This window comes from Flavobacterium ponti, from assembly GCF_042652765.1.
GTDB lineage: Bacteria > Bacteroidota > Bacteroidia > Flavobacteriales > Flavobacteriaceae > Flavobacterium > Flavobacterium ponti.
Genome location: NZ_JBHSGW010000001.1, coordinates 460,458 through 485,823 on the forward strand (window position 1 = coordinate 460,458; position 25,366 = coordinate 485,823).

21 protein-coding genes are annotated in these 25,366 nt (G+C 30.1%); 18 read left to right on the forward strand and 3 right to left on the reverse strand.

Going from position 1 to position 25,366, the window contains the following annotated elements; all coding sequences use genetic code 11:
* Nucleotide 1 precedes the first annotated feature (1 nt).
* Complete coding sequence (locus ACFO3U_RS01985) at nucleotides 2–3,076, reverse strand: SusC/RagA family TonB-linked outer membrane protein (protein WP_379737930.1); 3,075 nt, start codon at nucleotides 3,074–3,076, stop codon at nucleotides 2–4.
* A 226-nt stretch (nucleotides 3,077–3,302) separates the two neighbouring features.
* Here ACFO3U_RS01985 and ACFO3U_RS01990 point away from each other — a divergent pair, with 226 nt between their 5' ends.
* The 13 genes from ACFO3U_RS01990 (at nucleotide 3,303) to ACFO3U_RS02050 (ending at nucleotide 19,827) form a co-directional block, all read left to right on the forward strand.
* Nucleotides 3,303–4,322, forward strand: coding sequence for a LacI family DNA-binding transcriptional regulator (locus ACFO3U_RS01990; RefSeq protein WP_379737932.1), 1,020 nt, complete (start codon nucleotides 3,303–3,305; stop codon nucleotides 4,320–4,322).
* A 203-nt stretch (nucleotides 4,323–4,525) separates the two neighbouring features.
* Nucleotides 4,526–5,932 carry an MFS transporter gene (locus ACFO3U_RS01995; RefSeq protein ID WP_379737933.1) on the forward strand — a complete coding sequence of 469 codons (1,407 nt, stop codon included), beginning with the start codon at nucleotides 4,526–4,528 and terminating at the stop codon, nucleotides 5,930–5,932.
* A gap of 10 nt (nucleotides 5,933–5,942) precedes the next feature.
* Nucleotides 5,943–6,608 carry a beta-phosphoglucomutase gene (gene pgmB / locus ACFO3U_RS02000; protein WP_379737935.1) on the forward strand — a complete coding sequence of 222 codons (666 nt, stop codon included), beginning with the start codon at nucleotides 5,943–5,945 and terminating at the stop codon, nucleotides 6,606–6,608.
* 61 nt (nucleotides 6,609–6,669) lie between these two features.
* Nucleotides 6,670–8,967 carry a glycoside hydrolase family 65 protein gene (locus ACFO3U_RS02005; RefSeq protein WP_379737937.1) on the forward strand — a complete coding sequence of 766 codons (2,298 nt, stop codon included), beginning with the start codon at nucleotides 6,670–6,672 and terminating at the stop codon, nucleotides 8,965–8,967.
* 1 nt (nucleotide 8,968) lies between these two features.
* Nucleotides 8,969–11,080, forward strand: a complete 2,112-nt coding sequence (locus ACFO3U_RS02010) for a glycoside hydrolase family 97 protein (RefSeq protein WP_379737939.1) — start codon at nucleotides 8,969–8,971, stop codon at nucleotides 11,078–11,080.
* Nucleotides 11,081–11,129: 49 nt separating this feature from the next.
* The gene (locus ACFO3U_RS02015; protein ID WP_379737941.1) at nucleotides 11,130–12,965 is read left to right on the forward strand and encodes a glycoside hydrolase family 13 protein; all 1,836 of its coding nucleotides are present in this window, start codon (nucleotides 11,130–11,132) and stop codon (nucleotides 12,963–12,965) included.
* 2 nt (nucleotides 12,966–12,967) lie between these two features.
* Nucleotides 12,968–13,906, forward strand: coding sequence for an alpha/beta hydrolase (locus ACFO3U_RS02020; protein ID WP_379737942.1), 939 nt, complete (start codon nucleotides 12,968–12,970; stop codon nucleotides 13,904–13,906).
* A 28-nt stretch (nucleotides 13,907–13,934) separates the two neighbouring features.
* The gene (locus tag ACFO3U_RS02025) at nucleotides 13,935–15,380 is read left to right on the forward strand and encodes an alpha-amylase family glycosyl hydrolase (protein ID WP_379737944.1); all 1,446 of its coding nucleotides are present in this window, start codon (nucleotides 13,935–13,937) and stop codon (nucleotides 15,378–15,380) included.
* A 185-nt stretch (nucleotides 15,381–15,565) separates the two neighbouring features.
* Nucleotides 15,566–16,309: a COG4705 family protein gene (locus tag ACFO3U_RS02030; protein WP_379737946.1), complete on the forward strand. Its 744-nt coding sequence runs from the start codon at nucleotides 15,566–15,568 to the stop codon at nucleotides 16,307–16,309.
* Nucleotides 16,306–17,022: a hypothetical protein gene (locus tag ACFO3U_RS02035; RefSeq protein ID WP_379737948.1), complete on the forward strand. Its 717-nt coding sequence runs from the start codon at nucleotides 16,306–16,308 to the stop codon at nucleotides 17,020–17,022. Before ACFO3U_RS02030 ends, ACFO3U_RS02035 begins: the two co-directional genes overlap by 4 nt.
* Nucleotides 17,009–17,758: a phosphatase PAP2 family protein gene (locus ACFO3U_RS02040; RefSeq protein WP_379737950.1), complete on the forward strand. Its 750-nt coding sequence runs from the start codon at nucleotides 17,009–17,011 to the stop codon at nucleotides 17,756–17,758. Before ACFO3U_RS02035 ends, ACFO3U_RS02040 begins: the two co-directional genes overlap by 14 nt.
* Nucleotides 17,759–17,839: 81 nt before the next feature.
* The gene (locus ACFO3U_RS02045; protein WP_379737952.1) at nucleotides 17,840–18,520 is read left to right on the forward strand and encodes a glycerophosphodiester phosphodiesterase; all 681 of its coding nucleotides are present in this window, start codon (nucleotides 17,840–17,842) and stop codon (nucleotides 18,518–18,520) included.
* Nucleotides 18,521–18,615: 95 nt separating this feature from the next.
* Nucleotides 18,616–19,827, forward strand: a complete 1,212-nt coding sequence (locus ACFO3U_RS02050; RefSeq protein ID WP_379737954.1) for a BaiN/RdsA family NAD(P)/FAD-dependent oxidoreductase — start codon at nucleotides 18,616–18,618, stop codon at nucleotides 19,825–19,827.
* 3 nt (nucleotides 19,828–19,830) lie between these two features.
* Here ACFO3U_RS02050 and ACFO3U_RS02055 read toward each other — a convergent pair whose 3' ends face one another.
* Nucleotides 19,831–20,391 (reverse strand): hypothetical protein, encoded by a 561-nt coding sequence (locus tag ACFO3U_RS02055; RefSeq protein ID WP_379737956.1) that lies wholly within the window; start codon nucleotides 20,389–20,391, stop codon nucleotides 19,831–19,833.
* A 106-nt stretch (nucleotides 20,392–20,497) separates the two neighbouring features.
* Nucleotides 20,498–20,974: a TspO/MBR family protein gene (locus ACFO3U_RS02060; RefSeq protein WP_379737958.1), complete on the reverse strand. Its 477-nt coding sequence runs from the start codon at nucleotides 20,972–20,974 to the stop codon at nucleotides 20,498–20,500.
* An 81-nt stretch (nucleotides 20,975–21,055) separates the two neighbouring features.
* Here ACFO3U_RS02060 and mvaD point away from each other — a divergent pair, with 81 nt between their 5' ends.
* The 5 genes from mvaD to ACFO3U_RS02085 are packed head-to-tail and all read left to right on the forward strand — an operon-like array spanning nucleotide 21,056 to nucleotide 25,365.
* On the forward strand, nucleotides 21,056–22,132 hold the full coding sequence (gene mvaD / locus ACFO3U_RS02065) for a diphosphomevalonate decarboxylase (RefSeq protein WP_379737959.1): 1,077 nt from the start codon (nucleotides 21,056–21,058) through the stop codon (nucleotides 22,130–22,132).
* Between the two features lie 35 nt (nucleotides 22,133–22,167).
* Entirely contained in the window at nucleotides 22,168–23,106 is a 939-nt protein-coding gene (locus ACFO3U_RS02070) for a mevalonate kinase family protein (RefSeq protein ID WP_379737961.1), read from the forward strand.
* A gap of 1 nt (nucleotide 23,107) precedes the next feature.
* The gene (locus ACFO3U_RS02075) at nucleotides 23,108–24,028 is read left to right on the forward strand and encodes a geranylgeranylglycerol-phosphate geranylgeranyltransferase (RefSeq protein WP_379737963.1); all 921 of its coding nucleotides are present in this window, start codon (nucleotides 23,108–23,110) and stop codon (nucleotides 24,026–24,028) included.
* 28 nt (nucleotides 24,029–24,056) lie between these two features.
* The gene (locus ACFO3U_RS02080; protein ID WP_379737964.1) at nucleotides 24,057–24,962 is read left to right on the forward strand and encodes a pseudouridine synthase; all 906 of its coding nucleotides are present in this window, start codon (nucleotides 24,057–24,059) and stop codon (nucleotides 24,960–24,962) included.
* 40 nt (nucleotides 24,963–25,002) lie between these two features.
* Nucleotides 25,003–25,365, forward strand: coding sequence for a nuclear transport factor 2 family protein (locus ACFO3U_RS02085; RefSeq protein ID WP_379737966.1), 363 nt, complete (start codon nucleotides 25,003–25,005; stop codon nucleotides 25,363–25,365).
* The last annotated feature ends 1 nt before the right edge of the window (nucleotide 25,366 follow it).

A 25,366-nucleotide genomic window follows, 5' to 3' on the forward strand; every position in this document is an offset into this window, starting at 1 on the left:
TTTAAAAATTTAAGTTTACTCCTAAGGTATATACTTTAGGTCTTGGATAAAAATTACTGTCTATACCATTAAAATTTTCTGGATCTTGACCAGAATACTTAGTTAAAATGAAGGCATTATTTAGAGCTCCATAAATTCTTAGAGAAGCATTCTTAGAGAAATTATTAAACACATATCCTAAAACAATATTTTCACAACGTAAGAATGTTGCATCTTCTAAGTAATAATCAGATAAAGGAATGTTTCCTTGAATATTAACAAAGTTTGGGTCAGCTGCACCTTCATAGAAATTTAAAACATTACTTAAACTACTTGTGTTTATAGGTTTTGCTTTGTCAATCCAACCAAGAGCAACTTTTGCAGAATTATAAACTTGACCACCTAGTTGACCTCTAAAATTTGAACTCAAATCCCAGTTTTTATAATTAAAGCTTAGGCCAAAACCATAAGTCCAGTTTGGAGTTAAAGCTTTGTAATATCTGTCTTCATTTGTTATTTTATTATCTCCATTTCTATCTACGTAAGAACCTACAATTGGTTGACCATTTGAGTTGTATAATTGTTCAAAAACCCATGCAGATCTTGGTTGGTATCCTACTGCATGTCTAGCTAATTGTATGTTTGTTTGAATTGGTAAACCGGAGTCTCCAGTAGGAATCTGTGAAATGCCTTGTAAATCAGAAACCTTAGCGTAAGCATAAGCGATATTAGAATTAATTGAAAATTTAAAGTTATCATTATCAATTACATTGCTATTCAAGTTTAATTCAAAACCTTTACTTTCTGTTGATCCAACATTTTTTACAAATGAATCAGATAGACCTTGACCTGGAGGAAGAGGGACTTTAGCTAATAAGTCGTTTGTTTTTCTTTGAAAAATGTCAAAACTTCCAGAGACAATGCTATTTTTAAAGAAATCAAAATCAATACCTAAATTGGCTGTGCTTGTTTTTTCCCATGTTAAATCAGGATTAAATGCTTTTGGAGAATATAAATTTACACCAGGTAAATATTGACTATTGTTGTTTCCTACTTCAAATAATGGGGTGGAAGGATAAAAACCTGCTAAACCAGTAATATCTTGCTGTCCAGTTTCACCGTAACTTAGTCTTAGTTTTAAATCATTAATTATTTTAATGTTTTTTATAAAACTTTCGTCTTTAATTTTCCAAGCTAAAGCTGCAGCAGGGAAATAGCCCCATCTATTTTCTTTACTATATAAAGAAGATCCATCTGCTCTTAAAGATAATGTTACTAAATACCTATTAGCAAAATCAATGTTTGCTCTACCAAAAAACGATTGAAGATTTAATAAATTATAATATCTATTTGTTGGGTTGTTTTCATTTATGACTAATTCTCTAATGCCTGTTGTTTGATTGTACTGATATAAATCTTTTACACCATCATTTTTGAAATTTTGATAAGAGTAACCACCTTGAACATCAAATTTAGAGATTATGCCATTTAAGTTTTTTGTATATTGTAGATACCCCTCTAGAGTAGTATTTGTTCTTGTTTGTAATTCTGCATAATTTGTACCTGGATTAAAAACAAAGTTAGTGTTTGGGTCATTGTTACCGTCAATAAATTTGTAGGTTTGTACAGCATTATTTGTGTAATCTTCCCTTATTTTTGATTTTGTAGCATCTACTCCTAAATTTAAAACAGCTCTTAATTCTGGCAGAGAATGCATTTTGTAGTCAAATTCAATATTACCTAAAAAACGTTGTGCTTCCTCAGGTCTGTTTCTTTGTTCTAAAAGAGCTAAAGGATTGCTTTGCCCGTCTATTATATATCTATTGTCAACTAAAGCTGTGTTTTGATAGTAACCACCAAATCTATTGTTTAATGAATTGTCGTATATTGGTTTTGTTGGATCCATATTTATTGCACCACCAATTGCACCACCTTCATCGACAGCATTTTTTTTGGACGAAATCCCTTTTGCATTTACATCTACTTTTAAATGTTCATTAAAAAACTTAGGTGTTAATTTGATAGAGGCATTATATCTTTCATAATCATTTGTTTTTAAAAGTCCTTCATTTTTTGTATATCCAACAGAGGCTCTAAATGGAATTTTTTTAAATAAATTAGCTCTAGCACTAAAGTTATTATCAGAAACTATAGAAGTTCTATAAATAGCATCTTGCCAATCAGTATTGTATATTTTTCGTGACTCATCTATTTCTGTATTAGGATCATCAACTATTCCTGAATCTACTCCTAATTTATTGCTAAGTGTTGGGTGATATTGTCTAATAAATTGAGAAAACTCGTTACCATCCATAACATTAATTGTTTTTCCAATTTTTCCAACTCCAACACTAGAAGAGTAATTAAACTCTGGTGTGCCTGAAGTACCTTTCTTTGTAGTAATAATAATTACACCGTTAGAAGCTCTAGAACCATAAATAGCAGTAGCTGAAGCATCTTTTAGTATTGTAAAACTTTCTATATCATTAGGGTTTATCAACGATAAGGGATTACTAACTCCAGCAGGGTTTGTGTTGTCAATTGCAATTCCATCAATAACAATAAGAGGATTGTTATTAGCTGATATAGATGAACCTCCTCTAATTCTTATGTTTGGTGCTGAATCTGGTTGTCCACCATTATTAGTTATCCTCACTCCAGAAGCTTTACCCGTTAATAATTGGTCAGCAGAAACAATAGACCCTTTGTTAAAATCTTTAGCCGTTACTGATATTAATGAACCAGTTGCATCTTTTTTGGTTGTTGATCCATACCCAATTAAAATAATATCACTTAATTGCTGAGCGTCTTCTGTAAGAGTTACACTTAATTCAGTTTGATTGTCGTATACCAATTCTTTGGTTGTAAATCCAACATAAGTGAATACTAAGACGTCTCCTTTTTTTAGATTATTAATAGTAAAATTTCCATCAAAATCAGTAGCTACACCATTTTGAGTACCTTTAACTAATACATTTACTCCAGGTAAAGTTTGACCTAGATTGTCTAAAACAGTTCCTTTTAAAGAGCTTTGAGCTAATAAGCTTAAAGGCAAAATAAAGAGAATGAATAATAACTTTTTTTGTATTGTCTTCATACAATTTGTTTAGGTTAATTTTGTTAAAATTTGCTTTGTAAATCTACTTCGAATGTTAAATTTATGTAAATATTTGGTATAAAAAAATGAGAGACGTTTTACAGAGTTGCGAAAACGTTATAGTGTTGAAAACTTTATTAATTTGCTCATTATTTTGAGCTAAAATTTTGATTCTTAAAAATATAAACTACTTTTATTGATAAATTAATTATGCATAATAATAGCAATGAGAAAAAAAGTTACTTTAAAACAAATTGCAAGAGAATTAGATGTTTCAATCTCAACTGTTTCAAAATCATTAAAAGATAGCCACGAAATAAGTGAAGATACAAGACAAAAAGTACAAGCATTTGCCAAATTATACAATTACAAACCCAATAACATTGCATTAAGTTTAAAGAATAAGAAAACAAAAACTATAGGTATAATAATTCCAGAGATTGTACACCATTTTTTTGCAACTGTTATTAGTGGTATAGAACAAGTTGCTAATGAAAATGGATATAATGTAATTGTTTGTCTATCTGATGAATCATTTGATAAAGAAGTTATAAATATGGAGCTTTTAGCAAATGGAAGCACAGATGGATTTATAATGTCTCTCTCTAAAGAAACTATGCAAAAAAAAGATTTTCATCATATTCAAGAAGTTATAAGTCAAGGTATGCCAGTGGTTATGTTTGATAGGGTAACGAATGATGTATTTTGTGATAAAGTAATTATTGATGACCAACAAGCTGCTTATGATGCTATTCAACATTTTGTTTCTAAAGGTTTCAAAAAAATAGCACTTTTAACTACGGTTGATTATGTAAGTGTTGGTAAATTAAGAACAGATGGATATTTAAAAGCTTTAAGAGATAATGGAATTAAAATCAATGAAGATTTAATTGTAAAAATTGAGGACATTGAAAATTGTTCAAATAAAATTGAGTCTTTAATTCAAAACCAAGATTTTGATGCACTTTTTGCAGTGAATGAATTATTTGCTGTTACGTCAATTAAATTAGCTAATAATTTAGGTAAAAAAGTTCCTGATGATTTTTCAGTTATTGGTTTTACTGATGGAATCATATCTCAATTTTCAACTCCAAGTATTACAACAGTTAGTCAAAATGGTATAAAAATGGGTAGAAAAGCAGCAAAAATGCTAATTGATAGACTCGAAAAAGAAGAGGAAGACGAACTTTATACCACAGAAATAATAGAAACTAATCTGGTTTTAAGAGAATCTACTACAACGTGATAGTTGTTTTTAATAAATTGATTTTTAAATAGTTGTGTTTTGTTTTTAAATAAATTTAGATAGTAAAATCTCATGAAAATATTTTTTCAATAGAAATAATATATATATTTGTAACATCAAAGCTTGTAATTCACTTCGAACATGTTTTAAGTTTTGATAAGCATACAAACGCTTATCGTTTTATTAATCAATAAAATACGATAATGGAAAAGCGTAAGCTAAATTTCTGGCAAATTTGGAACATGAGTTTCGGATTTCTAGGAATACAATTTGGATTTGCCTTACAAGGTGGATTCATGTCTCGAATTTTTCAAACTCTTGGTGCAGAAGTAGATGACATTCCTGGTTTATGGATTGCAGCACCTTTAACAGGTCTTTTAGTGCAACCTATAATAGGTTATTTATCTGATAATACTTGGAGTCCAAAATTTGGAAGAAGAAAACCCTATTTCCTTATCGGAGCCATTTTAGCTTCAATTACTTTATTTATTATGCCACATTCTCCAGCTTTATGGATTGCTGCAGGATTGTTGTGGGTTCTTGATTCTTCAATTAATATTAGTATGGAACCTTTCCGTGCTTTAGTTGCTGATAAACTTCCTGAATCTCAACGTTCCAATGGATTTGTGGTACAAACCTTAATTATCGGAATTGGAACTTGGATTGCTAGTAATTTACCTTGGTTAGTTAATAAAATGGGAATTTCTAACGAAGCTTCTGCAGGAGTTGTTCCTCCATCTGTTGTAGTTGCTTTTTCGATTGGTGCTTTTGTTTTTATAACAAGTATTATTTATACGTTAGTTACAACCAAAGAAGATCCACCTGAAAATTTAGAAGAGTTCTTATCAGAAAAAAAAGAATCAAGATTTATTTCTGATTTATTTGCAAGTTTAAAAGACATGCCGTCAACAATGAAAAAATTAGGTTTAATCCAGTTTTTCAGTTGGTTTGCCTTTTTTACCATGTGGAGTTTATCAATGCCAGCTCTAACAGAACACGTTTTTAATGCACCAAAACCTGATGTGAAAGAATATGCTCAATTAAATGCAGAAGGAGAAGTTTTAAAAGACGACAAAAAAGAAACTATTTTCTTGAGTTTAGAAAAAGAAGAAGTTTATAAAGCGAAAGATAAAGTTTACAATGATGCAGCCGATTTAGTTGGTTCTTCAACAGGTGTTTATGGGTTGTCTTCAATGGCTTTCGCTCTGTTATTGTCTTTTTATACCATGAAAAATAAGATAAACAGAAAATTAATCCACATGGCTTCTTTAATTTTAGGAGGTTTAGGATTTATTTATATGTTTTTTGCAACTCCATCAACTTTAATGTATTCTTTCATATTGATAGGTTTTTCTTGGGGAAGTATTCTTTCGATGCCTTATGCCATGTTATCAAGTTCCGTAAATCCTAAAAAAATGGGTATGATGATGGGACTATTTAATATGTTTATAGTTATTCCACAAATTATTGCTGCTCTTGGAGGAATAAACTTCTTATATAAATTAATTGGCAGTGAACATATCAATGCAATGCTATTAGCTGGAATTTCATTAATCATTGCTGGATTATGTAATTTATTTATAACTGATAAAAACGCAATTTCAGGTTAAAACAAAAACAATGAGTAAAAAAACATTCATATTCGATCTTGATGGAGTAATTGTTGACACAGCAAAATATCACTTTTTAGCTTGGCAACGATTAGCTGCTCAATTAGGTATCGAATTTACACCCGAACACAACGAACAATTGAAAGGTGTTAGTCGTGTTCGATCTTTAGAAATAATTTTAGGATTAGGAAATGTTGAAGCTTCACAAGAGGAAAAAAATCAATGGTTGATTCAAAAAAACACTGAATATCTTTCTTACATCTATGAAATGGATGAAAGTGAAATTCTACCAGGTGTTATGTCAGTTTTAGATTATTTAAAAGAAAACAACCAAAATATAGTATTAGGTTCAGCAAGTAAGAACGCAAAACCTATTCTAGAAAAAGCAAAAATATTACATTATTTCGATGCTATTGTTGATGGAAATGATGTTTCTAATGCAAAACCTGATCCTGAAGTATTTCTTCAAGGAGCCAAAAAAGTTCATGATGTAGCTGAAAACTGTATTGTTTTTGAGGATTCAGTGGCAGGAATTCAAGCCGCTAATTTAGCCAATATGATTAGTATTGGAATTGGCGAAACCGAAGTGCTTCATGAAGCAGATTATGTCTTTAAAGATTTTACATTTATCGATATAAACTTTATAGAAAATTTAATAAAAGAAAAATGTGTTTAATAATTTAAGTGTTTATTGCAATTAAACAGTTAAGCGATTAAACAACTAAACAAAATAAAGAATGAACCAAGATTATATAAAACCAGATAATTGGTCCATCATAGAAGAAGGATTTGATGCAAGTAGAGTGAAATCATCTGAAAGTCTTTTCAGTATTGGTAACGGAGCTATGGGGCAACGTGCTAATTTTGAAGAATCCTATTCAGGAAAAACATTCCAAGGAAGTTATATTGCTGGAGTATATTATCCAGACAAAACGCGTGTAGGTTGGTGGAAAAATGGTTATCCACAGTATTTTGCCAAGGTTTTAAATGCTCCAAATTGGATTGGAATTGACATAGAAATCAACGGGGAACAACTAGATTTAGCTACCTGTGCTGAAGTGAAAAATTTCAGAAGAGAATTAAATATGAAAGAAGGTGTTTATTCACGTTCTTTTGAAGCTACTTTGCAAAATGGTACGCAAGTTGGTGTAAATGTAAAGCGATTTTTATCTTTAGATTTAGACGAATTAGGTGTAATCAATTACGAAGTTAAAGCTTTAAATCAAGATGCGAAAATAGTTTTCAAACCTTATGTTGATGCCGGAATCACAAATGAAGATACCAATTGGGATGACAAATTTTGGGATATTCTAGAAATAAAAAACAAGCAAAATTCGGGATTCATTGTTTCAAGAACTTTGAAGACAAATTTTACAGCTTGTACGTTCATGCACAATACTTTTGTAGCAAATGGGAAAATTTCAAATGTAAACCCTACAAACATTGAAAAATCGGAAACTAAAACCCAGTTTTCTTATGAATTCGCAGTTACAGAAGGAAAAACTATTGCCATTCAAAAATTAGGTGGTTACACCGTTTCAACAAATCATGATGAGAATCAGCTGATAAAAGCTTCTCAAGATGTGATTGACAAAGGACTTGAATTAGGCTACGAAAAATTACTTCAAAATCAAATCGAAGCTTGGGCAAAAATCTGGGAAATGAGTGACATTACCATTGATGAAGATGTAAAAGCACAACAAGGAATTCGTTTCAATATTTTTCACTTAAATCAAACGTATTTAGGAAAAGATTCTAGATTAAATATTGGTCCAAAAGGATTCACTGGTGAAAAATACGGTGGTTCAACATATTGGGATACAGAAGCTTATTGTATTCCTTTCTATATGGCAACTAAAGATCAAAATGTTGCCAGAAGTTTATTAGAATACCGTTACAATCATCTGGAAAAAGCCATCGAAAATGCTCAAGATAATCTAGGATTTAAAAACGGAGCAGCTTTATATCCAATGGTTACCATGAATGGTGAAGAATGTCACAACGAATGGGAAATCACTCACGAAGAAATTCATAGAAATGGAGCTATTGCTTTCGCAATTTTCAATTATTATCGTTACACTGGAGATTATTCATACATTCCAGAAAAAGGATTGGAAGTTCTTATTGGAATTGCTCGTTTTTGGCACCAAAGAGCAACTTTTTCAACAGCTAAAAACCAATATGTGATTTTGGGTGTAACTGGTCCAAATGAATACGAAAATAACGTAAACAACAATTGGTACACAAATTACATTGCAAAATGGTGTATTAATTATGCCATTGAAAACATCAATAAAATAGAAACAGAATATCCTTCCGATTATACTCGAATCTTAAATAAAGTAAAATTATCTGCTACTGAAATTTCAGAAATGAAAAAAGTAGCCGATAATATGTATTTCCCTTATTCAGAAGAGCATGATGTTTATTTACAACAAGACGGATTTTTAGATAAAGAATTAATTACAGTTGCTAATTTAGATAAAAGTCAAAGACCCATAAATCAAAAGTGGAGTTGGGACAGAATTTTACGTTCACCATACATTAAACAAGCTGATACCTTACAAGGGTTTTACTTTTTTGAAGATCATTTTACCAAAGAACAATTGGAAAAACATTTTGATTTTTATGAGCCTTTTACCGTTCATGAAAGTTCACTTTCACCATGTGTTCACTCGATTCAAGCCGCTGTTTTAGGCCGAATGGAACAAGCTTATACATTCTATTTGCGAACTTCACGTTTAGATTTAGATGATTACAACAAAGAAGTTCATGAAGGTTTACATATCACTTCAATGGCTGGGACTTGGATGAGTATAGTGGAAGGTTTTGGTGGAATGAGAGTTAAAAACAATCAATTACATTTTGAACCAAAAATTCCAAAAGAATGGAACGCTTATTCATTTAAAGTGAATTTCAGAAATGCAATTGTTAAGGTTGAAGTCAATCATCAAGAAACAAAAGTAAGTGTAGAAGGCAATCAAGAAATTGATGTAGTAGTAAATGGAAAATCTCAATTAGTTAAAAGTTATTAAAATGAATAAAATCAAAGCATTAATCTTAATTCTATTGGTTTCAGTTTTTGGAAACGCTCAAGAATTCAAATCACCAAACGGAAATTTCAACATGAAATTCTCCTTATTAAGTGACGGAACTCCAACATACCAACTTTCCTATTTAAATAAGGAAGTTGTTAAAACTAGTAAATTAGGTTTAGAATTAAAAAATGATCCGAAATCTCTATTAAATGATTTCAAAGTGGTTAGTGCAACACCTTCTACTTTCAATGAAACTTGGAAAACGGTTTGGGGTGAAGAAACGCAAATTCAAAACCATTATAATGAGTTAGCTATTAAATTGAAACAAAACGGAACAGAAAGAGAAATGATAATTCGTTTTCGACTATTCAATGATGGTTTAGGGTTCCGATATGAATTTCCGCAACAAAAAAATCTTGTTTATTTTATAATTAAAGAGGAACGTACAGAATTTGCCATGACTGGAGACCACACCGCATTTTGGATTCCAGGTGATTATGATACCCAAGAATATGATTATACTGAAAGTAAATTATCTGAAATTAGAGGTTTATTCAAAAAAGCAGTAACCGATAATGCTTCACAAGAACAATTTTCTGAAACTGGTGTACAAACTTCTCTAATGATGAAAACAGCTGATGGAATTTACATCAATATTCATGAAGCCGCTTTGATTAATTATTCATGCATGAGTTTAGATTTGAATGACAAAACTTTTGTTTTTCAATCGCATTTAACTCCAGATGCAAAAGGAGACAAAGGCTATATGCAAACACCTTGCGTTTCTCCTTGGAGAACATTAGTTATTAGTAATGATGCTCGAGATATTTTAGCTTCAAGAATGACTTTAAACTTAAATGAGCCTTGTAAAATAGAAGATACTTCTTGGATAAAACCAGTAAAATATGTTGGGGTTTGGTGGGAAATGATTACAGGAAAAAGTTCATGGTCTTACACTAATGATTTTCCATCTATTCAATTAGGGGTTACAGATTATTCTAAAGCTAAACCAAACGGAACGCACGGTGCAACAACTGAGCATGTTAAAGAATTAATTGATTTTGCAGCACTTCACGGATTTGATGGCGTTTTAGTAGAAGGTTGGAACGAAGGTTGGGAAGACTGGTTTGGTCAATCCAAAGATTATGTTTTTGATTTTGTAACTCCTTATCCAGATTTTGATGTAAAAGGAATTCATGCTTACGCAAAATCAAAAGGAGTAAAAATGATTATGCATCATGAAACTTCGGGTTCAGCAAGAAACTATGAACGTCATTTGGACAAAGCGTTCCAATTTATGAATGATAACGGTTATGATGCTGTTAAAACAGGTTACGTAGGAAATATGTTACCAAGAGGAGAACATCATTACAGTCAGTGGATTTTAAATCATTATCAATATGTTGTTGAAAAAGCAGCTGATTATAAAATTATGATTAATGCACATGAAGCGGTTCGTCCAACAGGAATTTGCAGAACGTATCCAAACATGATTGGAAATGAATCGGCTCGTGGAACTGAATTTCAAGCTTTCGGTGGTTCAAAACCAAATCATACGACAATTTTACCGTTCACAAGATTAATGGGTGGACCAATGGATTATACTCCAGGAATTTTTGAAATGGATATCTCGAAATTAAATCCAAACAACAATTCGCATGTAAATACAACTTTGGCTAATCAATTAGGTTTATACGTAACAATGTATTCACCACTTCAAATGGCTGCCGATTTACCAGAAAACTACAACCGCTTTTTTGATGCTTTTCAATTCATAAAAGATGTTCCTGTTGAATGGTCAGAATCAAAATATTTAGAAGCAGAACCAGGTTATTACATCACCATTGCCAGAAAAGATAAAAATTCAAACAATTGGTTTGTTGGAAATAATAATGGAGTTAATCCAAGAACATCAACCATAAACTTAGATTTCCTTGAAAAAGGTAAAAAATATGAAGCAATCATTTACGCTGATGCAAAAGATGCTGATTATAAAACAAACCCACAAGCTTACAAAATCACTAAACAAAAAGTAACCAATAAGTCAAAATTAAAAATGACTTCGGCTGCTGCTGGTGGTTATGCAATTAGTATTGTTGAGGTAAAATAATTTTCACGATTGTCATGCTGAACTTGATTCAGCATCTAAATAATTAAACATGAAAAAACAAATAACAGTTTTATTCCTTTTAATAGCAACTTTCACTTTCGCTCAAATCGACAAGATGGAACCACCATTTTGGTATGAAGGCATGAATAAAAGTGAAATACAAGTTTTATTTTACGGAAAAAATATTGCTGAAAATACAGTTTCAATTTCAAATGATGTTGTAATTACAAACGTAACAAAAACCGAAAATCCAAACTATCTTTTCGTTACAATTGACACTAAAAATGTTGCTTCTCAGACGTTGAAATTCACTTTTAAAAATGGTAAAAAGACATTTTCTAAAGATTTTGAAATTAAGAAGAGAAAAGAAAATTCTGCTTTAAGAAAAAGCTTTGATGCATCTGATGTAATGTATTTGTTAATGCCAGATCGTTTTGCTAATGGAAATGAATCCAACGATTCTTCTCCAAATCTTCAAGAAAAAGCCAATAGAAGTTTGCCAGGTGGAAGACACGGTGGTGATATTGAAGGAATTATAAATAATTTAGATTACATACAAGAATTAGGTGCAACAGCCATTTGGAGCACACCAATGTGTGAAGACAACGATAAAGGCTATTCGTATCATACTTACGGTCAATCTGATGTTTACCAAATCGATGCTCGTTATGGAAGCAATGAGGATTACAAACGATTAGCAGCTGAAATGCACAAACGTGACATGAAATTAATCAAAGATTATGTAACGAATCATTGGGGTGCTGAACATTGGATGTTTAAAGATATGCCAACATACGATTGGTTTCATCAATTTCCAGGATATGCTCAAAGTAATTATCGCATGACAACTCAATACGATCCTAATGCTTCCAAACGTGATGCTAAATATTGTATGGACGGTTGGTTTGTGCCAAGTATGCCCGATTTAAATCAATCAAATCCTTTGGTGTTGAATTACTTAATTCAAAATGCCATTTGGTGGATTGAATATGCTGATTTAGATGGTTACAGAGTAGATACTTATTCTTATAATGATAAAGATGGAATTGCAAAATGGACCAAAGCCATTACTGATGAATATCCTTATTTTAATATAGTTGGAGAAGTTTGGATGCACGATCAAGCGCAAATTTCATATTGGCAAAAAAATAGTCCTATTGCAAGAATTCAAAGCTATAATTCCTATTTGCCAAGTGTAATGGATTTTACGCTACATGATGCTTTTGGGAATGTTTTCAACGAAGACAATGCTTCTTGGAATGATGGAATGATTAAGTTTTATGACAATTTAGCTAATGATTTCTTATATGACAATACAAACAATTTATTGATATTCTTAGAAAATCATGATACTGGTAGATTCAATCAAATTTATAAAAATGATTTCAAAAAGTATCAATTAGGAATGACCATTTTAACCACAATGCGAGGCATTCCTCAAATTTATTATGGTTCAGAAATTGGAATGGCTGGAGATAAAGGAAAAGGTGATGCAGATATTCGTCAAGATTTTCCTGGTGGATGGAAAGGTGATACAAACAATGCATTTACAAATTCAGGAAGAACAGCTTCTCAAAAACAATATTTCGATTTCTCTAAAAAAATATTGAATTGGAGAAAAAACAAAGAAGTAATTCACACAGGAAAACTAACACATTACATTCCACAAAACAATGTTTATGTTTATTTTCGTCATAACGATACTGAAAGTGTGATGGTAATTGTAAATAATGATATTAAAAAACATCAAATTAACAACAGTCATTTTGAAGAGAATTTGAAAAATTTTACTTCTGGAAAAGATGTTTTATCGGGTCAAAATTATGATTTAAAACAAGATATTTTAATTGAAGGGAAATCGAGTTTAATTTTAGAATTGAAGTAAACATGAAGCAATCCATATTAATATTATTTTTCTTTTCATTTTCTTTGATTCACAGTCAAATAAACAGTTATACATTACCAAAGTCTAATGAAGTAGAAGGGATTTTAATACGAATTGATAGTTTTCCAACAAAATATATAAAACCAAGAAAAGTTGACGTTTGGCTTCCAACTACTTATTCGGAAGAAAAAAAATATAGTGTTCTTTACATGCATGATGGGCAAATGCTTTTCGATGCAACCACAACTTGGAACAAACAAGAATGGAAAGTGGATGAAGTTGCTTCAAAATTAATGTCAGAAGAAAAAGTGGATGAATTCATTGTAGTTGCCATTTGGAATATTCCAGAATTACGTCATATGGATTTATATCCCAAAAAGCCATACGAATCGCTTTCAAAAGAAGTCAAAGAAAAAATTCAAACTGAAGTTAAAAAGGCTCAATTCCCTTTTGACGAGACTAAAATTAATTCAGATAATTACTTAAAATTTATCGTAGAAGAAGTAAAGCCTTATATTGATGAAAATTATTCAGTTTTCACTGATGCAAATCATACTGCTATTATGGGTTCAAGTATGGGTGGATTAATTTCTATGTATGCTCTTTGCGAATATCCAGAAATTTTTGGAAAAGCTGCTTGTTTATCAACGCATTGGGTTGGATTTAGAGACTTTGAAAACAATCCAATTCCAGAAAGTTTTTTCACATATTTGAAAAATAATTTACCAAACCCAGAAACACACAAAATCTATTTTGATTACGGAACAGAAACCTTAGATGCTAGTTATTTAAAATACGAATATCGAGTGGATGAGGTATTGCAATCAAAAGAATACACATCAGAAAATTATAAAAATCTAAAATTTGAAGGAGAAAATCATTCGGAAGTTTCATGGCAAAAACGTATTGATATTCCGTTTGAATTTATGTTTGGAAAATAAACTTATAAAATTTAAAAATAAGAAAGAAATGAAAAATATTGTAGTTGCTTTAGTATTTTCAATGGCTCTTTTCAGTTGTAAAAAAGAATCAAAAGAAACAGAAAAACCAATTGAAACAAACACCTCAGAAATTGCACAATTTTCTCCAGAAGTGGAAGAAAACGCTGTAATTTATGAAGTAAACATTCGTCAATATTCACCAGAAGGAACTTTTAATGAATTCACAAAAGATATCCCAAAATTAAAAGAATTAGGTGTAAAAATTATTTGGGTAATGCCTATTTTTCCAATTTCAGAAACCAAAAGAAAAGCAACAGGTGGAGATGACAGCAAATTTGCTTCAGAAATGCCAAAAGAAGAACAACATAAATATTTAGGAAGTTATTATGCTGTTTCTGATTTCAAAAAAGTAAATCCAGAATTTGGAACGATTGAAGATTTCAGAAAAATGGTTCAAACAGCCCATGAAAACGGCATTTATGTTATTTTGGATTGGGTGCCAAATCACACCGGTTGGGATCACGTTTGGATAAAAGAGCATCCAGAATATTATACTCAAAATGAAAAGGGTGAAATTATTGATCCAATAAACCCAGAAACAGGTAAATCTTGGGGCTGGACAGATGTTGCCGATTTGAATTATGATAACCAAGAACTTCGTGCAGCAATGACAAACGATATGTTGCACTGGATTAAGAATGAAAATATTGATGGTTTCCGTTGTGATGTAGCTAGTAATGTACCAACAGATTTTTGGAAAGAAACGATTCCAAAATTGAGAAAAGAGAAAAATATTTTCATGTTAGCTGAAGCTTGGCAACCTGAGTTAATGAAAGATAACTTGTTTGACATGGGATATAACTGGACAAGTCATCACTTAATGAATGATATTGCTCAAGGCAAAAAAAATGTCAGCGATTGGGATAAATTCATTGAAGAGGATAACAACAAGTATGAAGCAAATGACATTTTGATGAGTTTTGTAGATAATCATGATGAAAATTCTTGGAACGGAACAGTTCAAAGTAGATTAGGAAAAGCAGAAGAAGCAATGACCGCTTTAACTTATTTAGCACCAGGAATGCCTTTGGTTTACAGTGGAAACGAATATGGTTTAAATCACAGTTTAAAATTCTTTGAAAAAGATTCCATTCCAAAAACGAAAGGAAAAGAATGGGATTTTAGAGCCAAATTAGGAACTTTAAAAAGCACAAATATTGCATTAAATGGTGGAAAAAATAAAGCCTCTTACAAAAGAATAAAAACATCTGATGATAAAAATGTATTAGTTTTTGAAAGAACAAAAGATGGTAAAAAAGTCATTTATATGGCTAACTTATCCTCAAAACCTGTTGATGTGAGTGTTCCTTTAAACGGAAGTTATAAAGATGCTATTTCAGCTGAAACTATAGGATTAAATGAAAAACAAATTTATCCATTAAAACCTTGGCAATATTATATTTTGACAGAATAAGTTTTCTTAACATTAAAATATAAAAAACATCAATCGAAAGGTTGGTGTTTTTTTATTACCATTATTTTAAGCAAATCATAGTTTAATCTTAAGTCAATTTTAAGGTCTTCTTTTCAATATAAATATAATTTTGGAGTTCTTAATTTTGATATTCTTTTTTTAAAAGAAAACAATATGCTTGAATTATGGAAAAGAAGAATATAAATAAAATAGCTACAATAAATCTTTTATTTTGGTTAATGAAGATAGTTGCCACAACACTTGGTGAAACCTTGGGTGACTTTATTTCAATGACTCTAAATTTAGGATATTCAACAGGAATTGTAATTACTGGAATCTTTTTTTTTGGATTACTATTCATTCAATTAAAAACGAAAAACTACAATCCTATAGTTTTTTGGTTAGTAATAATTGCAACTACAACATTAGGAACCGAGATTTCAGATTTTATTGATAGAAGCCTTCATTTAGGTTATACGTATGGAAGTTTGCTTTTACTTTTAGGATTAATAATCACTTTATTTTTATGGTATATGAAATATGGTAATCTAAATGTTAGTCCAATTATTGAAAACAAGAAAGAAATTTTCTTTTGGATTACTGTCTTATTTTCAAACAGTTTAGGAACTGCTTTTGGAGATTATTTAGGAGATGTAATCGGTTTGAGTTATTTACAAGGAGCATTATTGACGGCTCTAATAATAATCATAGTAGTTTTATTGCATAATTTCACAAAACTAAATGAAGTGTTTTTATTTTGGTTGGCATTTGTTTTTACTCGTCCATTTGGGGCAACATTTGGTGATTTTTTAACTAAACCAATAGCAAAGAGAGGACTGGATTTAGGAACCCTGCAAGCATCATTAGTTTCAATATTTGTTATGCTAATAATGATTTATTTTTCCCACAAAAAACTAATTAAAAAATGAAAAACATACCAAAAGTCAATTCTGTATATTGGTTATTAATGATTATAGCAACTACAACTGGAGAAATTGTAGGGAATTATATTTCTAGAGATTTGAGTTTAGGATATAAGGTTGGGTCTATTATTTTGGTATCACTTTTTGTTTTTTTTATCTTTTGTGATATAAAATACCAAAAAACATTTAGCCCTTTATTTTATTGGTTTCTTATAATTTTAGGAAATATTGCTGGGACAAATGTTGCTGATCTAATTTGTATTCAATTTGATTTAGGAACAGTTTACGGCTCATTAGTAGTTATTGCAACATTAATAATTTTATTAGCTGGAATATACTATTTAGAAAAAAATGAATCTCAAAATTCAATTGATAAAAAAGAGTTTTTATATTGGTTAGCCATATTGACTTCTAGTACATTTGGTACTTCTTCAGGAGATTTTCTCTCAAATGACACACCGTTACGAGCTGCTGGTGGAACTATTCTACTTGTTATACTGCTTATCATTTTTATCGTACTTTTAAGTTTAAAAAAAATATCTAAAGAAGTTTTTTATTGGATTACAATTATTCTAATTCATCCCATTGGAGCAACATTTGGAAATTATATTTCAAAACCAGAAGGTTTAGATTTAGGAAATGTATACACAAGTATTTTTCTAATAGTATTATTTTTAATCACTTACTTTTCAAAAAATTATTACAATGAAAAAAATTAGTTTATGCTTGGTTTTCTTGATATATTGTCAATTTGGATTTGCACAACAAGCATTAGATAGTACAAAAATCAATAAAGATTATAAATTTAATTATAAGCAACTGATAATTCCAACTGCATTGATGACTTATGGAGTGATTGGATTAGAAAGTGATGGATTAAAATTAGTAAACTCAAACATTAGAGCAGAAGTTATGGAAGATATTGATAAAAAGATAACTATTGATGACTTTTCTCAATATGCACCAGCAGCAGCAGTTTACGGATTGAATTTAGCAGGTATTCATGGGAAAAATAATTTTAAAGACAGAACCCTAATATTAGGAACATCCTATTTGATAATGGCAACTACAGTTACTAGTTTAAAGCATATTGCAAAAGTAGAACGACCTGATGGAAGTGCTTTTAATTCATTTCCTTCAGGGCATACAGGAACAGCTTTTGTAGGAGCAGAGTTTATGTGGCAAGAATATAAAGACGAATCCATTTGGTATGGAATTTCTGGTTATATTGTAGCTACAGGAACTGGTGTTTTTAGAATGTATAATAACAAACATTGGTTAACAGATGTTGCTATGGGTGCAGGAATTGGAATTTTGAGTACAAAAACTGCTTATTGGTTGTTTCCAATTATTAATGAAAAAATTTTTAAATCAAAAAACAAAAACAAATCTGCTTTAGCTATACCTTTTTATAATGGCAAACAAGCTGGTTTAGCTTATTCAATTCAATTTTAATAATGATAAATTGGTTTTCTGTGGTAAATTTTAATTTGTATTTTTAGCTTATATTTTTTGGATATAATGTAATGTTTTAAAATGAAAAAACCACTAATCATAGGACATCGAGGAGCAATGGGTTACGAAACTGAGAACACTCTTTTATCGTTTCAAAAAGCATTAGACTTGTTCGTTGATATGATAGAGATTGATGTATATGTAATTAAAACGGGTGAAGTTGTCGTTTTTCATGATAAAACCTTAAAAAGATTAGCTTCATCCTTAGAAAATATTGAAGACTTAACTTTGGAAGAAATAAAAAACATCAACCTAATTGGTAACCATCAAATTCCAACCTTAATCGAGACAATTGAATTTATCAATAAAAGAGTTCCAATAAATATTGAATTAAAAGGAGAGAATACTGCTTTACCCACTCAAAAAATCATTGAAAATTACCAAGACCATCATTTTTTAATTTCAAGTTTTCAATGGAATGAATTGGCATTAATGCGAAAACTAAATACTCAAATTCCGATAGCCCTTTTGTCTCAACAAAATCATTTAAATGCAATTCCAGTGGCCAAAAAACTAAATGCAATTGCGATAAATCCATGGTTTTTTACGTTAACAAAACATGAAGTCGAAGAAATTCAAAACAATGGTTTATTAGTTTACACTTATACAGTTAATGAAATTACAGACATAAAAGAAGCTATATATTTTGGTGTAGATGGGATGTTTTGCAATTTCCCCGATAGAATTCATGCTTGTTTATAAATTACTATTTCCTAAAAATTGATTATTTTAATTTCTCAATTTTCTTTAATCTATGTTCCAAAAAATAAATCACGATATTTGCAAAAAATAAAACATTGAATTCTAAGTACGACATACTCATTATTGGTGGTGGAGCAGCAGGTTTTTTTACGGCAATTAATGTGGTAGAAAAAAATCCAAATTTAAAAGTTGCAATTCTAGAAAGAGGAAAGTCTGTTTTAGAAAAAGTTAGAATTTCTGGTGGTGGAAGATGTAATGTCACTCACGCTTGTTTTGTGCCAAATGATTTAGTGAAATTTTATCCAAGAGGTGAAAAAGAATTACGTGGTCCCTTTCATCAATTTTGTTCAGGAGATACTATCGAGTGGTTTGAAAAACATGGAGTTACCTTAAAAATTGAAGAAGATGGAAGAATGTTTCCTGAATCAGATTCATCTCAAACAATAATTGATTGTTTTACCAAAGCAACAAAAGATTTAGGTATTGATATACTCACAAGCCAAAGCGTAAAATCCATTTATCAAACTGAAACTCATTTTAAAGTACAGACTAATTCAGATACATTTTTAGCAGAAAAAATAGTTTTAGCTACAGGAAGCAATCCAAAAATGTGGGAAATGCTTGAAAATTTAGGACATTCAATCGTTTCTGCAGTTCCTTCTTTATTTACATTTAATATAAAAGATGCTCGAATAAAAGATTTAATGGGATTGTCAACTTTTGCATCTGTCAAAGTGAAAAAATCCAAGTTGGAAGCTTCTGGACCATTATTAATTACACATTGGGGAATGTCTGGACCAGGAATATTAAGACTTTCGGCTTGGGGTGCAAGAGAATTATTCGATAAAAATTATCATTTTGCTATTTTGGTCAATTGGTTAAACGAAACCACTTTTGAAGAATGTATTGACTTGTTAAAAGAAATTAAATTAGAAAACGCCAAGAAAGTAGTTGCTAAAAAAGCTCCATTTGAAATGCCAAATCGTTTATGGGAACGCTTGGTTTTAGCCTCAGGAATTTCAGAAGAAACCAAATGGGCTGATTGCAATAAAACACAATTAAATGCTTTAGCCAATCAATTGACTAATGGTGAATTTCAAGTCAATGGCAAAAGTACTTTCAAAGAAGAATTCGTTACAGCTGGTGGAATTGATTTAAAAGAAGTCAATTTCAAAACTATGGAAAGTAAAGTTATTCCTAACCTTTATTTTGCTGGTGAAATTTTAAATATTGATGCCATAACAGGAGGCTTTAATTTTCAAAATGCTTGGACTGGTGGTTTTATTGTAGCTCAATCCATAAGTTAAATATTATTTTTCTTTACCTTTATCTAAGCTATCCTGCCATTTTTTTAATTCTTTCCATTTACCTTCATAAGCTAATTTTGATTGTCTTGGCCAAGTACCAGGATCATGAATTCTGAATCTGTCTCCTGCTTTGTCTAAAATTTCATTACATCTATCTACCGATGTTTCTGACAGTGATTTCCATGTTAAAATTCCAGAAGTTTTGAATAATTCTTCAATTTTTGGTCCAACTCCTTCAATGATTTTTAAATCATTTTCTTTTATTTTTTTACCAAAAACTGCTTTAACATCATCTGCATTAAAACTTTTGGAAACGGATGTAGATACAATAGGCTTGATTGGTTCAGGTGTTGATTTCTTTTTAGGTGTTTTGCTTAATTTTATTCGTAAAGAATCAATATCATTTTGAAGTTGACTGTTTCTTTGTTTGCAAGCCTCCAAGTCACTTTTGTAGTTATGATCATCTTTTTGTAAAGTATTGTTATTGCCTTTACCAATGAAATAGCCAATAATACCACAAATAATTCCAACAATTGCAGTGATTAATAAAGAATTCATTTCCATAAATAGATATTTAATTAATTAAATTAGAAATTTATTCCCATAAAAGTAAGAAAAAATACTAATAGAACAATATTAAATATCTGTAAATTAAATGTTTGGATTCTGCTTATCGATTTAAAAAGTAAATAGAAACGGTCAAAATTGTAGCAAAACCAACCCATAACATATAAGGAATCAACATGTACGAAGCATTTTTATCTACTTTCTTGAAAATCAGATAAGTTTCGTAAATCAACAATAACAATAGTACAATTTCAATACTTGCTAATAAAATATTGTTTAATCCAAAAAACAAATAAGACCATAAAGCATTTAGTGCCAATTGTACTGTAAAGAAAAACAATCCTTTTTTAACTAGTTCTTTATCAGACTCTAATTTGTCCCAAACTAAACCAGCTGCAATTCCCATTAAAATGAAAAGTAAGGTCCAAACTGGTGCAAAAACCCAATTAGGAGGATTGAAAGAAGGCTTCTCAATAGTTGGATACCAAGTTTCAATACTAGATTGTGTGACGATTGATGATAAATATCCAACAGTTAAACAAATTGCAACACAAATTATTATTTTTAAGTACTTATTCATTTTTCAAATGTTTTATACAAATTAACGAAATATCAATTTAATAAACAGACAAAAAAAGTATCTTTGTTAAAATTTTACATTATGATTTCCGAACAGGATTTTATTGCATCAAATTATTCAAGTATTGAAACAGCTACATTTGAGTGTAGTGCACCAAGCAACATCGCTTTAGTAAAATATTGGGGAAAAAAGGAAAATCAAATTCCTGCTAATCCATCCATAAGTTTTACCTTAAACAATTGCAAAACAATTACTAAAGTTAATTTTACCAAAAAAGAATCAAAAGATAATTTTTCATTTGATTTATTGTTTGAAGGAAAGTCAAAAGACGATTTTAAGCCGAAAATTCAAAAATTCTTTGAAAGAATTGAAGTTTATTGTCCCTACTTAAAAGAATATCATATTGTTATTGATACAGAAAATACATTTCCACACAGTTCTGGAATAGCTTCATCAGCTTCAGGAATGGCTGCTTTGGCGATGAATGTAATGTGTCTAGAAAAAGAAATTAATTCCAATTTATCAGAAGATTTATTTTATAAAAAAGCTTCTTTTTTGGCAAGATTAGGAAGTGGAAGTGCTTGTAGAAGTATAAAAGGTGAAGTCGTTGCATGGGGAAAAAATAAAACAATTAAAGAAAGTTCAGACTTATTTGGAGTTGAATTTAATGATATTCATCAAAACTTTAAAAATTATCAAGATACTATTTTATTAGTTGATAAAGGTGAAAAACAAGTCTCAAGTACAGTTGGACATGATTTAATGTTCGGTCATCCTTATGCTGAAAAACGTTTTGAACAAGCTCATGATAATCTAGCTAAAATCACAAAAAATTTAACTGAAGGAAATGTAGAAGAATTTATCAAAATTGTAGAAAGTGAAGCCTTAACACTTCATGCCATGATGATGACTTCAATGCCTTATTTTATTTTGATGAAACCAAATACATTAGAAATTATCAATAGAATTTGGAAATTTAGAAGCGAAAATAATATTCCAGTTTGTTTCACGTTAGATGCTGGAGCAAATGTACATGTTTTGTATCCCGAAAACGTTAGCGTAAAAGTTTTACAATTTATTCAAGATGAATTAGTTGACTTTTGTCAAAATGGTCAGTATATTTGCGATCAAATTGGAAATGGAGCGGAATCAAAATAATTTCGTAACTTTACATAACCCAATCTAAAAAATTTATGAAAGGACCATTATTTTACTCAAAAATATTACTCTTCGGAGAATATGGAATTATTGAAGATTCAAAAGGACTTTCAATTCCTTATAATTTTTATAATGGAGCTTTAAAGAGAGATGAAAATCCATCTGAAGAAGCTATTAAATCTAATAAAAGTTTAGAACGCTTTTCTGATTATTTAGCACAATTACAAGTTGATCAACCAACTTTAGTTCAGTTTGATATAGAAACTTTGAAAAGCGATATCTCAAACGGAATGTATTTTGATTCAAGTATTCCACAAGGTTATGGTGTAGGAAGTAGTGGAGCACTTGTTGCTGCTATTTATGATAAATATGCTTCAGATAAAATCACAGTTTTAGAAAATCTTACAAGAGATAAATTATTACAATTAAAAGCTATTTTTTCTCAAATGGAATCATTTTTCCACGGAAAAAGTTCTGGTTTAGATCCTTTAAATAGCTATTTAAGTTTACCAATTCTCATCAATTCAAAAGATAATATTGAAGCAACCGGAATTCCATTACAAAGTTTAAATGGAAAAGGAGCTGTTTTCTTATTAGATTCAGGTATTATTGGTGAAACTGCACCTATGGTCAATATTTTTATGGAAAACTTAAAAGATCAAGGCTTCCGCAAAATGCTTAAATCACAATTCATTAAACATACTGATGCTTGTGTAGAAAACTTCTTGCACGGTGACATTAAATCATTATTTGCTAATACTAAAAAATTGTCTAAAGTAGTTTTGAATAATTTTAAACCTATGATTCCTGAACAATTTCATTCCCTTTGGCAAAACGGAATTGAAACTAATGATTATTACTTGAAACTTTGTGGTTCTGGTGGTGGTGGCTATATCTTAGGGTTTACTCAAGATTTAGAGAAAGCAAAAGCTTCACTGAAAGACTATAAATTAGAAGTAGTTTATCAGTTTTAAGATGTTATCTAGAAAGTCAAAATTATTTCTATCTAAAATTTTAAGCTTTTTTTCTGTTGTTAGAGGTTACAATATTTTTGTAATTGCTTTAGCACAATATCTTGCTGCAATTTTTATACTTTCTCCAGAGATTAGAGCTTTAGACGTAATTTTAGATTACCAACTATTTATTCTGGTTTTAGCATCGTCTTTAACAATTGCTTCAGGTTACATTATCAATAATTTTTATGATGCCCAAAAAGACTTAATCAATCGACCAAGAAAAGTCATGATTGATAGGTTGGTTAGTCAACAAACAAAACTTAAAGTATATTTTGCAATTAATTTTATAGTAGTTATAATTGCAGGAATAGTTTCGTGGAGAGCTTCTTTATTTTTTTCGGTTTATATTTTTATAATTTGGTTTTATTCGCATAAGCTAAAAAAATACCCAATTATCGGGAATATAACAGCTTCAGTTTTGGCTATTTTACCTTTTTTCGCAATTTTATTATACTATAAAAACTTTTATCATGTCATTTTTGCTCATGCTGTCTTTTTATATTTATTGATATTGATTAGGGAATTAATTAAAGATTTAGAAAACATACAAGGAGATTTAGCGGCTAATTACAAAACCATTCCTGTTTTATTTGGTGAAAAAATCGCAAAAAATATTATTTCTGTATTGACAATTTCAACCGTTATACCAGTTTATTATTTAGTTGATGTTTTCAATGTGGGTTACATGGATATTTATTTCTATGTAAGTTTACTTGTTCTATTATTCTTTTTAATAAAACTAGGGAAATCAAAGACAAAACCAGAATATTTAAAATTGCATTTTCTATTAAAATTCATCATCGTTGCAGGAGTTTTTTGTATCGTTTTAATTGAGCCTTCTGTTTTGTTACACGGAAAAAAATTGATTTCCACTTATTAGTTATATCTTTGCAAAAAATTAGAATAAAATGACGCGTCATCAAGGAAATAACAATGATAAGAAAAAAGGAACCTCTTCAAGACAAGGTGGAACAAAAAAGCCAAGTACTTCAAGAGGAAATGCACCAATTCGTAAGAAGCCAAGTTCTAAAGTAAAACCAATTTCAAAACCTGAAGTTAAGGTAGAGAAAAAACCAAATCAAGCTCCTAAAACTCCAAAAAACCCTGATGAAATGCGTTTGAATAAATACATTTCAAATTCAGGTGTTTGTAGTAGAAGAGATGCTGATATATATATTCAAAGTGGTAATGTAAAAGTAAATGGCATTGTTGTAACAGAAATGGGTTACAAAGTAAAATTAAACGATGAGGTAGTTTTTGATGGTGTAAGATTAAATCCAGAAAAGAAAGAATATATCTTGTTGAACAAACCTAAAAATTTCTCTACAGCTGGAGATGATGATAAAAATGCTCCAAGTGTTTTAGATTTGGTTCGTGGAGCTACAAAAGCTAAAATTCAACCGGTTGGTAGAATGGACAAAACTACAACTGGTTTGTTATTATTTACTAATGACACAGATGTAATAAGAAAATTTACAGAACCTAATCAAAAAACAAGTAAATTATATCAAGTTACTTTAGATAAAAATTTGCGTTTTGAAGATTTAGAAAAAATCACATCTGGATTGACTATTGAAAATCACAGAGTTTATGTGGAAGAAGTAAGTTATATTGAAAATCAACCAAAAAGTGAAATTGGTATCAAAATGAAAACTTCAAATATCAAGGTTATTAGAAAAATTTTCGAACACCTAAAATATGATGTTATTAAGTTAGATAGAGTAACTTTCGCAGGTTTGACTAAAAAGAATTTGCCAAGAGGAAATTATCGTTTTTTAACAGAACAAGAAATCATAAATATCAAAAATATTTAAAACTTAATCCCGAAATTTTCGGGATTTTTTTAATCCAAATATGACACCAGAATCTTTACAATCTATAGCTTTTCGCTGGTTTGAAGCCTTTAATAGCAAACAATTAGAAAAATTATTATCATTATACGAAATCGATGCTCAACATTTTAGCCCAAAATTAAAAATACGTCAACCAGAAACTAATGGTTTAGTAATTGGAGTAGAAGCAATGCGAATTTGGTGGCAAGATGCTTTTGACAGATTACCAACATTAAAATATGAATTAACTTCTCTAACAGCTAATTCTGATAGAGTTTTCATGGAATATGTAAGAAAAGTGGAAGGAGAAGAAGATATGTTAGTTGCTGAAGTTTTAGAAATTAAAGACGGAAAAATAATAAAATCAAGAGTTTATCACGGCTAAG

Excerpts from the sequence above, each read along its gene's own strand:
- ACFO3U_RS02005 (WP_379737937.1), top strand. The coding sequence starts at position 6,670 with ATGAACCAAGATTATATAAAACCAGATAATTGGTCCATCATAGAAGAA.
- ACFO3U_RS02045 (WP_379737952.1), top strand. The coding sequence starts at position 17,840 with ATGAAAAAACCACTAATCATAGGACATCGAGGAGCAATGGGTTACGAA.
- ACFO3U_RS02055 (WP_379737956.1), bottom strand. The coding sequence starts at position 20,391 with ATGGAAATGAATTCTTTATTAATCACTGCAATTGTTGGAATTATTTGT.
- ACFO3U_RS02015 (WP_379737941.1), top strand. The coding sequence starts at position 11,130 with ATGAAAAAACAAATAACAGTTTTATTCCTTTTAATAGCAACTTTCACT.
- ACFO3U_RS02035 (WP_379737948.1), top strand. The coding sequence starts at position 16,306 with ATGAAAAACATACCAAAAGTCAATTCTGTATATTGGTTATTAATGATT.
- ACFO3U_RS02025 (WP_379737944.1), top strand. The coding sequence starts at position 13,935 with ATGAAAAATATTGTAGTTGCTTTAGTATTTTCAATGGCTCTTTTCAGT.
- ACFO3U_RS02060 (WP_379737958.1), bottom strand. The coding sequence starts at position 20,974 with ATGAATAAGTACTTAAAAATAATAATTTGTGTTGCAATTTGTTTAACT.
- ACFO3U_RS01990 (WP_379737932.1), top strand. The coding sequence starts at position 3,303 with ATGAGAAAAAAAGTTACTTTAAAACAAATTGCAAGAGAATTAGATGTT.
- ACFO3U_RS02030 (WP_379737946.1), top strand. The coding sequence starts at position 15,566 with ATGGAAAAGAAGAATATAAATAAAATAGCTACAATAAATCTTTTATTT.
- ACFO3U_RS02040 (WP_379737950.1), top strand. The coding sequence starts at position 17,009 with ATGAAAAAAATTAGTTTATGCTTGGTTTTCTTGATATATTGTCAATTT.
- ACFO3U_RS02010 (WP_379737939.1), top strand. The coding sequence starts at position 8,969 with ATGAATAAAATCAAAGCATTAATCTTAATTCTATTGGTTTCAGTTTTT.
- pgmB (WP_379737935.1), top strand. The coding sequence starts at position 5,943 with ATGAGTAAAAAAACATTCATATTCGATCTTGATGGAGTAATTGTTGAC.
- ACFO3U_RS02085 (WP_379737966.1), top strand. The coding sequence starts at position 25,003 with ATGACACCAGAATCTTTACAATCTATAGCTTTTCGCTGGTTTGAAGCC.
- ACFO3U_RS02080 (WP_379737964.1), top strand. The coding sequence starts at position 24,057 with ATGACGCGTCATCAAGGAAATAACAATGATAAGAAAAAAGGAACCTCT.
- ACFO3U_RS01995 (WP_379737933.1), top strand. The coding sequence starts at position 4,526 with ATGGAAAAGCGTAAGCTAAATTTCTGGCAAATTTGGAACATGAGTTTC.
- ACFO3U_RS02070 (WP_379737961.1), top strand. The coding sequence starts at position 22,168 with ATGAAAGGACCATTATTTTACTCAAAAATATTACTCTTCGGAGAATAT.
- ACFO3U_RS01985 (WP_379737930.1), bottom strand. The coding sequence starts at position 3,076 with ATGAAGACAATACAAAAAAAGTTATTATTCATTCTCTTTATTTTGCCT.
- mvaD (WP_379737959.1), top strand. The coding sequence starts at position 21,056 with ATGATTTCCGAACAGGATTTTATTGCATCAAATTATTCAAGTATTGAA.
- ACFO3U_RS02020 (WP_379737942.1), top strand. The coding sequence starts at position 12,968 with ATGAAGCAATCCATATTAATATTATTTTTCTTTTCATTTTCTTTGATT.
- ACFO3U_RS02075 (WP_379737963.1), top strand. The coding sequence starts at position 23,108 with ATGTTATCTAGAAAGTCAAAATTATTTCTATCTAAAATTTTAAGCTTT.